The sequence below is a fragment of the Mesorhizobium sp. M0571 genome (assembly GCF_040320985.1).
Classification (GTDB): Bacteria; Pseudomonadota; Alphaproteobacteria; order Rhizobiales; family Rhizobiaceae; genus Mesorhizobium.
In genome coordinates this window covers 18,785-34,308 of record NZ_JAMYQT010000034.1, presented here as the reverse complement: position 1 = coordinate 34,308, position 15,524 = coordinate 18,785, and the positions used below count along the sequence as shown (strand labels likewise).

Here is a 15,524-nt window from a genome sequence, read left to right as displayed (position 1 = left end):
GACCAGTCCAACCCTGGTCTTGCATGGTAGCACTGTGACACCGATGCTTGCTCCCTCCTCCAGTGCCTGCAAATGGCTCACCCAAACTTCAAATCTGGTCATTAACCACGAGGCGCCGGTAATGCTCGCCGAGAATGGTCAGCCTACAGGATTTGCCTTCGATTGCAGCATGGAACATATGCGGCGCGCCGACCGGCACCACCAAGTTCACGCGATTGAGCTTCTGAAGAATGGCGAACCGGCTTGTATTCTCCGCTACTGGATCGACCTCCACCCCGCTGATCGGCCTATAGGGCTCGAACGTGGGGTCGAGCTCGAAGTGGTGGTGGGCGCTGGGAAACAGTGTTGCGATCGCCCTCAGATCCTCGAGGGCGATCGGCGGAGTAACTTGACGAAGTGATACGAAGCTGTTGACGTTTGTGCGGAAGATCGGGCGCTGACGTCCCCAAGACCCGAGCGACTGATCAATGTGCGCGTAAACGCTTCCCGGCGTAATCTCCCCGACCAGATTGGCGGCGGCGCCCTCGAGAGCGTCAACGAGCAGGTTCGTGAACACTCCGCCTTCGTCGGTCTCGTGGGCGTACTGTTTTTCCGTCGACGCGGTGAAGATCGTGAGCCCGTAGGTCAGCTCGGCAAAGCGTGGATCATTCTCAGAAGAGCCTGCAATGCCCGAGTGGCAGCTGTCGAGCAGGATTATCTTGTTGGCGACTTTGGAATCGTTGGCAAGTTTGAGGATCTCTCCCATCGGCAAGCCGTCGTCGCCTGTCGCCGTATCCTCCTCCTTAAGGGCTTTCCGGGTGACGATGTCGTTGGGACCGGTGCCGGTCAGAATCTTAGTCTGGAAATTTTTGGAGGTGTCGCCGTTACGGTCGAGCGCCGCCTTCACTTTGTGGGCGTCGTCGACACACCCCGATAGCTGGCCCAAGTCTTCATAATAGTCGATCCCTACTATAAGCGCTTTCCTGCCCTTTCCCACGATCAGAGCCCATCAATAAAGTTTGCTATAGTCTCCCAGCCCCATGCCTTGGTGGTCACGCCGACTGCCGACGTCCTGTCGTCTGAATAGGACCAGATTCCGAGGACGGGGACACCCTCCTCCCGCGCGCAAGCGATCTCCCACTTCTGGCCCGAACTTGAAAGTGAGTTCTTGCTAATTAGTGCGATCACACCATGGGACCGCCGGATACGCGTGCGCACCTTCGCCTTCCAGTCCTCGGTGTAGGCCTCCTTCACCGACATATCGATGTATTCAAATGGCGAGTCCGTATGGAGCGATTGACCCTTGAGTAGATCTCTCGCACGCTCGTCCTCGATCGCGAACGCGACGAAGATCACCTTTTTATCCGCCATGCTAAAAATTCCCGCACTCCCGATAATAACACCCACAGATCATGCGCAGATCGCTGGATCAAGGGCCACTGTATTCATGCAGACTAAATGCGGGCATTTCCGAGCTCCGTCATCGGTTCGGTGCTGGGCTAAGGCGATGCAACAATGATTAGTTGTCAGCAAATATATTAATCGAAAGGGCTCCCGGCAGGCCGGGCGGGGAATGAAACCGGTACCTGTATCGCTCCGCGACCCTTTGCGTCATCCAGGGCTTCGTCCAATCCGTGACGTAGTTGAAGTAGAGATCCTTCGTTCCTTCCGGCCCGAAATGCAGGAAGCGCGCGATTGATTGCGGATTGGGATGGCCATGAAGGTTCCCGTTTGTCGAGATCGCCATCCGTCGACAGTCGAGCATGTCGATCAGTCGATTTGAGGTGTTCTTGGCACTCCCGTGATGCGATGCCTTAATAAGATCGACCCGATAGCGCCCCCCTTCGGCAGCCGCGAGCGGCTCAAGCGAGGACGCGAGCAGGTCCGGATGCGCGTCGCCAGCGAACAGAACTCGACGACCGCCCCACTCTGCGACGAAAGCAATGCTCGTCCCGTTCGGCAACTCTTTGTCGGTGGGACCAGGCGCAACCAAGTCCTCAACGACTAGCGGATCCGGCACCGGCGGCCGCTTCGCCGCCCTGCGTATCCCGCCGCGTCGGCGCAGGTCTTCCTGCCGTCTCCAATCCTCCCATCTGCCACCAAGCGCGGTGAGATGGGCCTCGTCGGGCGACAGCATTGTCAGCCGCAGTCCGGCCACGTCGATCTCGCCGGGCGCGGACTCGATCTTTGCAACCCCGTCGGAAAACGGTTCGTTGACCGGCCAACCGAGCGTGGAAAGCGCTACGGAGTAGGCGTCGCCCTGCTTCATGCTGCGGGTACGGATCGAACCCATCTCCCGACGGCCATTGTACCAGACCTGCTGCGGCGCAATCGGGCGCCTAACGTCCTTGAGATACGCCAATGCGCCCTCGATATGGTCGCCGTCGATGTGCGTCAGGACGTATAGCTCTAGTCTCTCGCCGGCGTCGGCGATCCGGGCGAGGTGGCTGCGAAGATGGTGATAGGCTCCAGCCCGGCCACCATCGACGACCATGTGGTTGAGCAGGCCGTGATCTCCCCAAGAGAGGAGCAGGCAGTCACCATCGCCGGCGGGCAACAGATTAAGGCAGAACGTCGCCAAATAGAAACTCCTCAGGGACCCGGACGGTCCCGGTGATCAGTGCTTACGGTTGACGCCAGAGACGACAGGTCTTCCTTGCGTATCGAAGGATGCGGCTCAGTTCCTGGGCTCCAGATCTGAACTGTCATCTTCGAATTTTCTGAGTACGCCACTTACACGCCGATGCTATCTGAATGTAATTTTTAGAGCTTTCCACTACCCCTATCGTTATTCGTACTGAACGAACGACAGCTTTCTGGATCGCAGAACACGACGAGGAAACTCCGGCGAACGCGCAGAGCAGTTGGTACGCCTTGAACGACAGGTTCGCGTAAGGTGTCGCCGATTGCCCCCAGTTGGCTAAGGAGATCGGTCGGACACATTGACGGGACGATAATCAGGCACCCGGGATTTTCGATCGTAGACCGACGGGTGTATCTGCACGTCGTCTGGTATGCATCGTGGTTCACCACGGGGTATATACCAGCCTAAAAGCGACCGCCGTTTCCATTCCCGCCATTTGACACTTTTGGGAAGGAGTTCAAGGATCCACCACGCCCAATTGAGCGAATTGTGCGACTTGCCGGTCGCATCGGGCGCGACATAGATGTGTCTGCCGTCGGTCAAGGTAGTCCCTTCAACGAGATGCTGGTACATTGAGCCATCTATCAGCAGGCCCTGAGCAGCGGCCTCATCGGCAAGCCAGGCCAAAGGGAATTTCGAAAGCCCGCTTTCAGCCTCGGGGTAGCCTCCGCCAATATCGGAATGCACGCCGGCAAACGCCATTTGCACTGTGTCTTGCTGATCGTTGCTTGGTGGATTGGCAAAGGGCACCGGCGCGTACTTTTGTCCCGGCTCCCACCGGTTCAACCGAAATAACCGCCGTCGCTCGTCGATTGCCACTGCTTGTCGAAAACAGCGCACGCCAGGATTGGTGCGTGTGTAGGGCAAAGTGCGCAGGCTGGGCAGATAGAACCGGTCGGGGCGCGGCACGATCATGGATGCCACCGTGTCCCATACTCCGAGAAAATGGATAGGGGCTCGGCGCGTGCTCATGATGCGTGCAAAATCCCACACAAGGCGCAGGTTGTTGTCTTGGCGCGCCCGCTTGTAGGCCGTCAGGCCATAGGAGGCGACGTTAAGCTGCTCTGGTCTGAGCAGGCCAATTGCGTAGATCAAACCGGCCACAGCACGTACCGTATAGGAGCCTCGGCTGAACCCAAAAAAGAACAGCTTGTCGCCGTGTTCATAGCGCTGACAGACGAAACGGTAGGCGTCCATAATGTTCTCGTCCAAGCCGTAGCCTGTCGCCAGACCGAAAACCCCCTTTGCATTCTGAAAAAACGAGCTCCAGTCACTGCTCAGCCCGATCGTACCCACCCCAGGATTGTAGTAGACAACCTGCTGTGCGTTCTGTTGTGCAATTCGAAACAGCTTGAGAACATTGGAAAGATTGCCCTCGACCTCGTTTCCCGTTCCATCACAGAAGACAACGATGTTCTTGTTCATCGACCCTCGACCTCCCCCTTGACTTCCCAAAGCTCCCCAGAACCGATCAACATGTTACTTGCGGAAGATGACAGATCGTCGAGAACGCGTAGCTCAGCAGCATAGTAGCAATGGCGTTTAGCTTTTGCCTATCAAAACGCAAGTTCGTACAGGAATTATTTTATGCGATTGTTGCCTCGGCTGCGGCAACAACACATTCAGATTTCATCTGCAATGCCGATGAACGTGGCGCCGCACGCAAGGAAGCGCGTGCTGCAAGCATGAGCGTATCGATCTGCTTGATGCGCATCGACCTCGTCGGCGTCGCTGCAGCGGCGCGGCATCGTGCAATCTCACTTTTCGTGAGACGCGGTTGCAGCACGATCAAGACCTTCGACGCGGAGGCAGGCAGCTTTTCTACCGCCTTTAGGAAGCCCTCGCGATTGGGCTGTTTGACGCCGTCGTGCCAGACGGCGGCGCCAATCTTTTTCGCCTTTCCCCGGGTGAGTTCATGAAGCAGCAGACGTCGATCGAGATGGCGGATGTTTTTGACCGCTTGCGAAACGACAATCTCGTAGTCGGCCGGTGCTGCCTCCCGATTGGCGGCCTTTGATCCTGAGCCCTTGATGTGAACGAGGCTGATGACTTTTGCTTCGGGATCGATATGGATGAAATCAGCCAGTTCCATCGATCCGTCATCGCTTGCAAGCCAGCCCTTGGGATTGCCGTCAGGTCCCAGAAACATCTTTTCGCACACATAGGCAAACAGCGAATTGTCGCCGTCGACCGCGATGCGTGTGGGGAGCGGTTCAGCCTTGCTGAATGTAGGCTTCTCGGTGTCGACGGCATAGCCGGCGAAGGTCTGAAAGCTCCAGCCAAACGGCTGGTCCGTATAGCCGCCCGCATAGCAATGGCCCTGCGCAATTGCATGGCCGCTCTCCTAGTAGATCTTGACCTTGTCGATATCGGTGAGGAAGCTGGTACCCTCATCCCGCGCGGCGTCTTGCCCAGGCTCTTCATCAATCCACGCGTGCTCGATCGTGACGTCCCCACCAGCGAGGGTTACGGAGAGTTCCATCAGGCCAAGCCGCTGGCCTCCCAGACTGGGTTCAACGGTAAGGGACAGGCCATCTGTGTGCTTCACCACATAGGTTGCATCGAACGCCCAACGGCGCGCTGCTTCGCGATCCGCGTCTGAAATTTCATCCTCGGAAAGAAGCTCCGCAGGTATGACCGAGATCGCGTATGCGTGCTCGACGCCGGCAGCGCTGTCAATCGCTTGTGATAGTGAGGCAAACGGGTCGACAGCGCGCTTGCCCTGTGTCGCATGGGCGATGACCGCGGCCAGCTCGGCCTTGAAGGATCGCCAATTGCTCGACCGTCTGACCCAGATGCGCGCTCCACCAGATGCAGCTCCCACCACGGGAGGTTTCTTCTCGGCAGTCTTCAAACCCGGGACATCCGGAATCGTGCGTGCCGCTGAATAATAATAGGTCTGATCACCGATTGGATCGATCGCGTACTCCAGCGTCGGTCCTGTGAGTGCCTTGGTGTCCGCTTTGGAGGATGTCGGCGTGTGGATCCCGTTCAGCCAGATTGCCTTTGCTTCAGGTCCCACAAATGCGGCAATCGCGGCGCGCGGCATGCGCCTTGCCACTTTGAGGTCTTTGACAATCCGTTCGCGCATCGCGCTGTCGGAAGCGCAGATGGCGAGGCTCTTCCCTTTTGCTGCGACGACCACCAGGTGGTGCACAACGTCTTCGAGGTCAACTGCGGCCAACCAAGGTGGCGCTCCTGCTTCACGGTAGACCAAAGCCTGAAAGTAAAGCCCGTCATCCTCCTCAAGGGTAGTTGTTGCGACAATGCGCCGTTTGCGCGCCGTCGATCGTCCTGCGTGTTCGGAAACGGCGCGGATGACCTCCCTGACAAGGCGCTCGTTTTCCAGATCGCCTGTCGCCTCCAGCAGCACAGGCGCCAAATAAGGCAGCAGATCATCCAGCTTGATTGTTTTGGCCAATCAGGAACTCCCTTTAGTCTAGCGTCGCAGCCGACGGCGACGACAGTTCATCAAGTTTATGGTCCTGGGTCACGGATGTTTCCGGGTCCCATAGAGAACGCCCTGACGCGTGTAGAACCCCTGTCGACAATGGATTCCTTAGCTCTCATGAGAGCCGACGTTATCGAGACACTCGAACGAGAAATTCGGATCGACGAGCGGTTCCTGGACTGGTTCGGATGCGCCAGCGCGACGGAGTTTACAAGCCCCTCAAAAACCCCTCGGCTGGCTCGATCGTGATGTCCACGAAACCATTGCCGGTGAGGCGTGCCTCGAGATCGGTTCGCAAAGGCTGCGGTCGATCCAGCCAACGCGCTTCGTAGTCGTCATAGTTGGGAAGCTGCGCGAGCTGATCGGTGCTGAGCGCGGTACTGTATTTCTTGGTGTTGCTGACGCGCTTGCCGATCTCCAGGAGCAGTGTGGAGCGCGGAATCACTGGGTAGAAGGTACGCTCGGTCGAGACGACTGCCTTGGCGACGGGCTTGGCGTTGTCTTTGGGAAGCGGAAGAATGGCGTTAAGGATGGTGGCGGGTTCGGTAAGCTTACCGTCTTCCTTGCTGTTCCAGGGCGTTGCGTTGATGCTGCCGTGGTGGCCGATCTTGAGGAAATCGACTGGCGTCTCAAGTTCGGGCTTGTGCAGCTTCCAGGCCGTGTTCCAGGCAAAGTTCTTCTTCTTGTCGCGATAGGCTGAATTCCATTCGGCGTCACCGACAAAGAGAAGCCGGCGGCCGCGCCATTCGACAAGCAGCATGACGCTGGTGTTGTTGACGACCTCGCCCTCCTCCTCGGCAAAAGCAAAGGCGCCCGACATCATGCGCGATTGCAGGCGCGTGAAATCCGAGCCGCTGATGTTTGCGGGAGCCGGCCCGGTTTTCCGCGCCTTCGCCTTGCCCTTCAGCAGGCCGGTCGAAGCGGAGAAGCCATGCAGGATGTCCTCGGCGGCATCCCCAAGATAGTAGGTGTCGATATCGAACTCGGGACCCAGCACCTTGAAGGTTGCCCCCGACAGCGTCGCTGGTTGCAGCTGGGCAGGCTTCATATCCGCGTGTACGTAGAGCGGCGTGATGCCGTTCTGTTTCGGGAGTACCTTGCGCAATGCGTCCACGGCGCCGTCATTGGCGATGCTGTAGCGCGCCGCAATGTCTGCCAGCTCCGGGCTCAGCGCCAGATTGCGGGCGGCGATGCCGCGCATGGCCGTTGCCGCCATGTCATGCAGCTGATGCGCGAACTTGGCTTGCGGATGATCGCGATTCATCGCGACGCTCATCCAGAGGTTCTCGATACGAATGTCGGTGAACCAGGCCGGATCGAAGCCCTTGATGTGGTCTTCATGTTCGTGGCTGACGACCAGAAGGTCGAGGCGCTTTCCGCTGCCCTCGATAGGCAATTCACCCTTGAGGTGATCGAGTGCCACCTTCAATTCCGCGGCGCTGCCTTTTTTTCCGCAATCGATGAGGATGTGGAAATCATCGATCTTGCCGCCCTTTTTACGGGCTTTTGGGATGCGGATGTAGATGCAATCGCCAACGCCGACATTGTAAGCACGGATCAGGAGCTGACCTGCCATGGCCGCTCTCCCATCTCCTCGTCCTTGTCGCTGCGAATGCCGATATGCGGAGAGAGGCTGAAGCGGACGGTTCCATCTCCTCTTTCGGCGGTCAACGGCGCGATCGACTTCTCCAGCAACCCCGCGGCGCCACCGGCAACGCCGTCGCCGATGCGGCCAGCTGCGATGCGCGCCGCGAGCGCATCCAGGAAAGCTTCGCGGCGCACTATCCCGCGCTTGACCTCGTCGTCCTCGCCCTCGCGTGTGCGGGAGCCCTTGATGAGCGGAAGGGTGCCGGGTTTACGTGCCCACGCCAGTTTGTTGCCATCGATGTCGAGAGCCAAAGTGCCGCCGCAAAGCAGGCTGGTCACCGCGCCGGCATAACGGCCGAACCGGGCACCTTTGAGCACCACATCCTCGCGCCATATGTACTGCAGAAGAACCTGCCTGGGCAGACGGCGGCCCGAGAGCGTTAGCTTCTGCGCGGTCGAAAGGTCGGTAACGATCACATCAGCGGCGAAAGGAATGAAGAGATCACGGCGATTGTCGTCAAGGAAGCGATAGGCGTTGGCGCGTGAGGTCGCGATGCTCAGGGGATCGTGGAAGACGGACACGTTCAGACGCGCGAACACGGCAGTGGGTTTTTTCTGCTCGGCCGCCATCACCTCGCTTAAAAGGCCGCGTTCGACGAAAACCTCGATCATCATGTTTCGGTAGCCGTCAGGGTCTGTCGGATTGGCGATCTGCTCGGCGCGCAGGACCGCCAGTGCATAGTCCTCGAACGTCACGTCGACCGGCGGCAGCAGATCAAGCGGCTGGACGGCCATGCACTGCATGCGGCGGATTGTGGACCAAAGCGCCTTCTTCGCCGATTCGCGTCTTACTTTCATGTAGTAGGCCGTCAGACGGCGAATGATGTCGAACATCGCGCCGGTCAACACCTGTGACATATAATGCTGGCGTTGGTCGTCCTTGACGTCCTTGTATTTGAGGGTGTTGAGCGCGCTGCGAAGATAGTCCTGATCGCCAATGTTGCGGCCGAACTCCTCGGCCAGGCTACCGAGTGGATTGTCCTTGTCGAGGTCGCCGCCGGTGGCTTTGGCAATCTGCGAGCGGAATGCGGTGTTGCGGAAGGCGATCAGGATCGCCGAAAGATCGCCCAGGAACTCGTGGAATGCGGCGGTCTCCGCAAAGACGGATTCATGATAGTGAGGCCGAATGCCGTCGAGCACGGCATGGCCGAATTCGTGATTGACAATGTCGGCCGACAGGCAAGTGTGAATGCGCTTGCGCTCGCCGTCCTTGCCGCTATCGAAATAGTAAAACTGCAGCGATTTGCTATCGCGGTCATAAAAGGCGTTTTCACCGTATCCGGCGTGCGGCACGACGATAAGCCGGTTGCCTTCGAATCCCCAGTCAATGCGACGACCCAGGCCAAAGCCAGCTTCAAAGAAGTCGAGAGCATTCTGCAACGTTGCCCAGACGTTCATTTGCCGGAATTGCGGGGAGTCGAGATTGCGCCGATCGAGAACTTTGCCCTTGGTATCGACAAACTTGCCGAGGTCACCATGCCAGCGCGCTGCAGGCGCCAGAGTTTCGGTGCCGCTGTCATAGTCAACGACGGCAAATCGGGCGCTTGTCGGCCCATCGGTGAGACCGGGCTCCCACGGCACGTCGAACTCCTGGTCGAAATTGTAGGCCTTGTTGGAATTGGTGACGAAAGGATCCTGGAAGTAAACGTCGAAAGGGATGCGAACCTTGAGGTCCGCCTGCGTGTCACGACCCAGAAACTGCCGCGCCGCATAGAGTTCGGCCCGCGCTCTCTCGATTGCGGCTCTCGCCTGCTTTCCGGTGTCCAATGCTGATGCGTTGCGCGACTTTGCCGGCACAGGATCATCCATAGTGTTATGGTGAATGATTGAGCCAAACTATTATAGAGCTCAATTAATGCAAGTGCTAATTTATGATAACTTTGCCGTTTCTGGCGATTTTCAATCGCGTCTCGTAAAAACTCGGACTCAATTCGGTTGTCGTGTTGACGAGGCAAAGGTGGAAGCCGCGGTTTACAGCTGTGTAGCGCTCAATCAGTCCATTGGGGTGGACGGCGCAGCCGAACCATTCGGCCCCAGAGCGCCTTTTTTGCCGACCACCATGTCGGGTATTTTGATTCACCGATGTGGGAACGGGCCCGCCGAATGACTGAGACGAGGCGCTAACCTGCCGCGCCGCCCTCTCTCGGGAAGGGGCCAAACGGACGACATCCGGTTCGCCAACACGATGGTCAGTCAGGTACGATGATGAGCGAAGTGGTTCAACTCCATGGTGGTCGAGATGAATAAAGGGCTTTCGTCGACGCGGGCGCTTTCATTCTGACCCTCCGACCTTAAGCTGTATGGGACAAAACCCACTACAAGGCTCGGTCGAACCGGCAGATGCAGTAAAATATCGGTTGTCATTGGGGACACGACTGTAATACCTAGTCCGATTACACTACACCGGAACGAGATGTCGTAACAGGAGTCGGGCTGAAATGGCAAAGACAAAGGTTTTTATGAGCTTCGACTACGACCATGATGAGTCGCTGAAGATCCTTCTTGTAGGGCAGGCAAAGCTCGAGGATAGCCCCTTTGAACTGGCCGATTGGTCCATCAAAGAGGCGATCGATGAGAACTGGAAAAAGCATGCCAGGACCCGGATCAAATCTGTTGATGTCGTTTGTGTAATCTGTGGCAAAAATACGGATACAGCTACTGGGGTGAGCGCTGAGTTGAGCATAGCTCAGGAGGAAGGGGTGTCATATTTTCTCCTCGCGGGCTACTCGGCAGGCGGCAATGTTAAGCCCAAGTCGGCCAAATCGACCGACCAAATGTACAACTGGACTTGGCCTAATCTGACGACCCTAATCGGGGGAGGTCGGTGAAGCGCGCTCTTGTCATCGGCGTTGACGACTATGGCGGGGCCGACAATGACCTTGAAGGATGCGTTGCCGACGCCATAGCCGTTACGGAGAAACTTCAGACCCATGGGAATGGGGATCCGAATTTCGATGTCATCACATATACCAGCAATGACATGGATGTGACGACAGAACTCCTCGATGAAGGCGTCAAGAAGTTGTTTCAAGGAAAGGCTGAAACAGCCGTACTGTATTTTGCCGGCCATGGGTTACTCGAGCCCGAAACAAACCGGGGCTATCTAGTAAGCCACGATCATAAGAAAGGAGCCTTAGGGCTATCCCTTGCTGATGTGATCGGAATGGCCAACGGTGCGCACCAAGAGATCGACTCCACTGTCATCATCCTTGACTGCTGCCATGCGGGGTTCTTAGGCGAACTTTCGGGGCTAGCGAATAAGGACGTTTCACTGATTGGCAAAGGCGTGACTATTCTCGCCGCTGCAGACCGCAACCAGTCCGCTGCTGAGTTTGACGGGCATGGACTGTTCACAGGCATTGTGCTTGATGGCCTTAGCGGCAGTGCTTCAGATGTGCTCGGACGCATCACACCGGCCTCACTCTATTCGCTGGTTGATCAGACGCTAGGAGGCTGGGAGCAGCGCCCCGTCTACAAGGCGAATGTGCAACGCTTCATCACACTGCGACAGGTCCCGCCGAAGGTAGCGCCAGAGGTACTAAGGAAACTCAAGGACTATTTCCCAACGGCAGGGTATGTCTTCCCCGTCGACCCCAGCTTTGAGCGGGACCGCGGGGAGTTTGCAGACGCGTATAAGGACATCCCTGTCGACGAAATAAACTTTGCGATCTTCCGAGAAATGCAGGCCTTCTATAAGGTTAACTTGGTTGCGCCCGTGGACCAGCCTTATCCGTGGCAAGCAGCCATGCACAGCACTGGCTTTCGATTGACGGCCCAAGGCGCGCACTACCGAAGGCTAGCAGAGAACAAACGATTCTAGGTTACTTGATTGCACCGGCCAAACTCCGCCCTCTGCAGATTGCTTATCTCTGATTGCTATTCTGTCCCGTCAGCAAATCTTTTGAAGATGTACTTTGGGCCGTTGGGGACCTTGGACTGGTCGAAGTTTGGCTTCGAGTGAAAGCGGTTATCCCCTATGAGATATGCCAGCAAAGGCGGTGGGTTGCGAACGCAGTGATTAGAAATTTTCTAGATCCAGGATCTGTCTGAGCAGCAATATTCTGAGGCTATGTCCGAAAATAAAATTCCGATATTCTGTGTGTCACTCTGGAAATGAACTAAAATCATGCTCAATGATTCGCCTTTTCAGCATAACCATTATTAGATGCGAGAGCGCATTTAGAAAGTACAGCTTAACTTTGTACGAAATTGCGACATGACCCTGTTCGTTACCTGGCGCGGCACTCTTGATTTCCCCGCGCTTCCAGAGCGGGGCCTGAAGGTCGGCGGCAACCGCATCGTTCAGCGCGTCTTCGGCGGCGCAACCACCAAAGCTCGAATCTCGCCCTCTCAGATCAACGGGCACGATCTCATCACCACGGACTCGGTCATCCGTACCGCGAGATTCTCCTTCGCCGAAAGGGGGCGCGCCGAATATCCATGCCGCTGCCTGTGGTCGTGGCACTAAGCGTCGACGACCTCGATAACCTTCCTGAGACCTTTGAAATCCAAAGGGATTCCCTAGGCGAATGGCGACCTATGCCGACACGCCGGAAAAGGTTCTGCAGTCATGGATCAATAGGTTCGATTTTCGAACCGAGGACGAGGAGAACGACCTTCCGGGTGTGAATCGGCGTGCAAAATTGACCCCATAAGCCGGGGAATCGGCGTCCAATTTTGACCCCCCTGATGCTTTGATTTGCGACCATCAGCTCGTCGTGGCGAGCGGATGGTGTGGGGATGAAGTCGGTGGATACGATTGCCCGGGTTCGGCGCGCATTCCATGTGCAGGGATGGTCGCTCAAGCGGATTTGCCGCGAACTGCATGTGTCGCGGAACACCGTCCGCAAGATTCTCAGATCCAATGAGACATCGTTGTCCTACGAACGAGAGCGGCAGCCCAAGCCGAAGATCGGTCCGTGGCAGGATCAGCTTGACGGGTTTTTGAATGGCAACCGTGGCAAGGCGGCGCGCGAACAACTGACACTGATCCGGATTTACGAAGAGCTTTGCAGTCTCGGCTACGAGGGTGGCTATGACGCCGTCCGCCGCTACGCGAAGAGTTGGGCGAAGGCGCAGGGGTCGGCGACGGCAGACGCCTATGTGCCGCTGTTCTTCGCGCCGGGCGAGGCCTACCAGTTCGACTGGAGCCACGAGATCGTCCTGATCAACGGCGTGACGGTGACCGTGAAGGTCGCCCATGTCCGGCTCTGCCACAGCCGCATGATGTTCGTCAGGGCCTATCCGCAGGAGACGCAGGCGATGGTGTTCGACGCGCACGACCGGGCCTTTGCCTTCTTCGGTGGCGCCTGCACGCGCGGCATCTACGACAACATGAAGACGGCGGTGGAAACGATCTTTGTTGGCAAGGACCGCCAATACAATCGCCGCCTCCTGCAGATGTGTAGCCATTATCTGGTGCAGCCGGTCGCCTGCACGCCAGCGTCGGGCTGGGAGAAGGGTCAGGTCGAGAACCAGGTCGGGCTGGTGCGTGAGCGCTTCTTCACGCCCAGGCTGCGCTTCAAGACCTATGAGGAGCTGAACGCCTGGCTGCAGGACAAGTGCGTCGCCTACGCCAAGGCGCACCGTCACGTCGAGCAACCGGAACGAACGATCTGGAACGTGTTCGAGGAAGAGCGCGGCAAACTGGTCGAGTATCGCGGCCCCTTCGACGGATTCCACACGGTGCCGGCCTCGGTGTCGAAGACCTGCACGGTTCGCTTCGACAGCAACAAATACTCGGTCCTGTCGACGGCCGTCGGCCGCCCGGTCGAGATCCATGCCTATGCCGACAGGATCGTCATCCGCCAGGACGGCGTGGTCGTCGCCGAACATGCCCGCTCCTTCGGGCGGAACGAGACGGTCTACGATCCCTGGCATTACGTGCCACAATAACGCAGAGATACAATGAGAGTTTTGATAGTTCTCACATCGCACGATCAATTGGGAAATACCGGCCGGCAGACCGGCTTCTGGCTTGAAGAACTAGCCGCGCCTTACTGCGTGTTGAAGGACGCTGGCGGAAGATCCAGCTCGCCTCCCTAGCAGCGGTCAGCCGACGCTCAAGGAGGGGGAGTGCGGCTTAATCGCGCGGCGGATAGCGACCCTGGACTTTGAATCAACCGGAATTCAACGCCAAGCCTATTTTAGCAGATGCTTTATTATTGATTCCAGGATACAGTCACTCCCGTCTCCTTTTATTTGCGGGCAACGACCAATGTCATTCTGCAAAGCATACGGGCGCCACTTGTTACGGATGGTGACAGTACCGTTCGTCGCAGTTATTGCGCTCTTCCTTTGCATCCAATTGGGGACGGCGGCCGATTTACCTCAGAGGATGAGGCTCCCGGAAGGCCGTTACTGGCTGTCAGGCGGTGGTGGGGGTGGAGGACCTCCCGGATACACCTCCCTGGGCATGGTTGGCGGCGGGGGCCATGGCTACAGTATGCCGGCGTACTGTATCGATCGAGGCAGGGACGCTCCCCTGTCCTCTTCGCAGTTGACCGCATTCAGCGGCGATATCCAGGTCAAGAAGTATCACAATGGGCAGCTGGTCGCCGTGAAGTCGGTGTCCGAGGCCGTCGCCGGAGCACAACCCTGGATCACTGTGCCTCTGTCATGATATTTTTCCGATCGGCCACCGATCTTTTTTACAACCAATCGCCCGCTCGGAGATCCCAGCGCCGACGGTTATGCAAGGATGAGACGTTGCACATTGCCAGTCCATCGCCTTGAATCGTGATATCGCTATCTTCGTCTGACTCCGCACCAGCAGTGATCGGAGCCACAGTGAGCGGCAGCGTCTCGGGGATGGTATCTCGATGCTCGGACACGGACCGCAGGATTGTCTTGCCCGACGGCTGGTAGATTGCGAACAGTCCCCCGCCATCCCCAGTGCTCATCCACGCCGACCCAAAAGCGCATCCCATTGTGCTCGACAATCCAGAAGTCTTTGACGAGGCGCTCGGCGTCCAACGTTTCCATGCTTTGCGCCGAAAGGATCGTGCGCAGCACGTGCGCAGTATTCATTGCGCCGCAATCCAGAAAGACGGACTCGTAGTTTGCATAGGCGATGCGGCCTCTTGGCGAGCGGCGTTCGCCCTCTCCTCTGCCCCCGCCGCCAGGTGGCTTGCCGAATCCGCCTTCGCGTCCCGACAATTCTTGATGCATTAATTCCTTATGCATTTGCGGTGCTTGCTCGCTAACCTGCGGTGCCAGCTGCTGTTGGTAGCTTGCGGCAGCCGAAAGCGAATTGACCCGTACCGGGGAGGGAGCGTCCGCGCGAATCCGCTGCGGGCTCGCAAGCACCAAGGTCGAAGAGCTCGCACCGGGAACAGTGCCGAAGGCAATGGCTGGCCACTCGCGACGACCAAACCTTTGGATTTGGCGCCTGTCATATGCCGAACCTGCTCGTTATATGCGTCGCGCGCCAGCCTGCGAATTGGTCCTCTTTTAGCCCTTTGCTTCGAAAGGCTGCCCTTCGCCTCAACGACAACGACACTTCCCGGCGGAAATCCATGCCCCTCAGCCGGATCGTAAGCGAAGTCGGGGATTTTCCGGGATTTCTGCTTGCCGGTCTGCCTCAGACTAAGCTCGCGTGCGTTTGCTGACCAGTAAAAGCCCATGCGTTGCATGATAAGGTCCGCTACCGCCGTTCCGACTTGCGCGGCCAATGATGTTCGTTGTTCGTCCGCCTCGATATCGATCTCATTTGTAAACAGGAATTCCTCATCTGCCGCATTGACGTACAAATTCAGGTGCGCTGCCATGTGAGAACCCTTCACGTGCAACCATTCTAGCCGC

Annotated in this window: 12 protein-coding genes and 2 pseudogenes; 5 read left to right on the top strand and 9 right to left on the bottom strand. The window is 57.6% G+C overall.

All coding sequences use genetic code 11. The features are described 5' to 3' along the window. Positions 1 to 88: 88 nt before the first annotated feature. The 8 genes from NKI85_RS28005 to NKI85_RS27970 form a co-directional block, all read right to left on the bottom strand. Positions 89 to 886: a caspase family protein gene (locus NKI85_RS28005; RefSeq protein WP_502900733.1), complete on the bottom strand. Its 798-nt coding sequence runs from the start codon at positions 884 to 886 to the stop codon at positions 89 to 91. A 92-nt stretch (positions 887 to 978) separates the two neighbouring features. Continuing rightward, complete coding sequence (locus tag NKI85_RS28000) at positions 979 to 1,350, bottom strand: TIR domain-containing protein (protein ID WP_352779274.1); 372 nt, start codon at positions 1,348 to 1,350, stop codon at positions 979 to 981. A 148-nt stretch (positions 1,351 to 1,498) separates the two neighbouring features. Beyond that, complete coding sequence (locus NKI85_RS27995) at positions 1,499 to 2,560, bottom strand: ComEC/Rec2 family competence protein (RefSeq protein WP_352779271.1); 1,062 nt, start codon at positions 2,558 to 2,560, stop codon at positions 1,499 to 1,501. Positions 2,561 to 2,899: 339 nt separating this feature from the next. Continuing rightward, on the bottom strand, positions 2,900 to 4,048 hold the full coding sequence (locus NKI85_RS27990; protein ID WP_352779268.1) for a T6SS phospholipase effector Tle1-like catalytic domain-containing protein: 1,149 nt from the start codon (positions 4,046 to 4,048) through the stop codon (positions 2,900 to 2,902). Positions 4,049 to 4,208: 160 nt separating this feature from the next. Then, positions 4,209 to 4,715, bottom strand: a complete 507-nt coding sequence (locus NKI85_RS27985) for a hypothetical protein (protein ID WP_352779266.1) — start codon at positions 4,713 to 4,715, stop codon at positions 4,209 to 4,211. A gap of 252 nt (positions 4,716 to 4,967) precedes the next feature. Further along, the gene (locus NKI85_RS27980) at positions 4,968 to 6,044 is read right to left on the bottom strand and encodes a hypothetical protein (RefSeq protein WP_352779263.1); all 1,077 of its coding nucleotides are present in this window, start codon (positions 6,042 to 6,044) and stop codon (positions 4,968 to 4,970) included. A gap of 238 nt (positions 6,045 to 6,282) precedes the next feature. Next, the gene (locus NKI85_RS27975; protein ID WP_352779261.1) at positions 6,283 to 7,650 is read right to left on the bottom strand and encodes a ComEC/Rec2 family competence protein; all 1,368 of its coding nucleotides are present in this window, start codon (positions 7,648 to 7,650) and stop codon (positions 6,283 to 6,285) included. Continuing rightward, complete coding sequence (locus NKI85_RS27970) at positions 7,632 to 9,518, bottom strand: gluzincin family metallopeptidase (protein ID WP_352779258.1); 1,887 nt, start codon at positions 9,516 to 9,518, stop codon at positions 7,632 to 7,634. The genes NKI85_RS27975 and NKI85_RS27970 overlap by 19 nt, the downstream gene beginning before the upstream one ends. A gap of 641 nt (positions 9,519 to 10,159) precedes the next feature. Here NKI85_RS27970 and NKI85_RS27965 point away from each other — a divergent pair. The 5 genes and pseudogenes from NKI85_RS27965 to NKI85_RS27945 form a co-directional block, all read left to right on the top strand. Further along, on the top strand, positions 10,160 to 10,549 hold the full coding sequence (locus NKI85_RS27965; RefSeq protein ID WP_352779255.1) for a TIR domain-containing protein: 390 nt from the start codon (positions 10,160 to 10,162) through the stop codon (positions 10,547 to 10,549). Further along, positions 10,546 to 11,541: a caspase family protein gene (locus NKI85_RS27960; protein ID WP_352779252.1), complete on the top strand. Its 996-nt coding sequence runs from the start codon at positions 10,546 to 10,548 to the stop codon at positions 11,539 to 11,541. The genes NKI85_RS27965 and NKI85_RS27960 overlap by 4 nt, the downstream gene beginning before the upstream one ends. Before the next feature lie 396 nt (positions 11,542 to 11,937). Next, positions 11,938 to 12,189, top strand: a complete 252-nt coding sequence (locus NKI85_RS27955) for a hypothetical protein (RefSeq protein WP_352779250.1) — start codon at positions 11,938 to 11,940, stop codon at positions 12,187 to 12,189. Positions 12,190 to 12,461: 272 nt separating this feature from the next. Then, positions 12,462 to 13,610, top strand: a pseudogene (gene istA, locus NKI85_RS27950) (IS21 family transposase); the annotation flags it as partial. A gap of 18 nt (positions 13,611 to 13,628) precedes the next feature. After that, positions 13,629 to 13,742: pseudogene (locus NKI85_RS27945) on the top strand (type 1 glutamine amidotransferase domain-containing protein); the annotation flags it as partial. Between the two features lie 1,148 nt (positions 13,743 to 14,890). Here the strand turns inward: NKI85_RS27945 and NKI85_RS27940 are convergent. Continuing rightward, positions 14,891 to 15,490: a hypothetical protein gene (locus NKI85_RS27940; protein WP_352779247.1), complete on the bottom strand. Its 600-nt coding sequence runs from the start codon at positions 15,488 to 15,490 to the stop codon at positions 14,891 to 14,893. Positions 15,491 to 15,524: the final 34 nt, after the last annotated feature.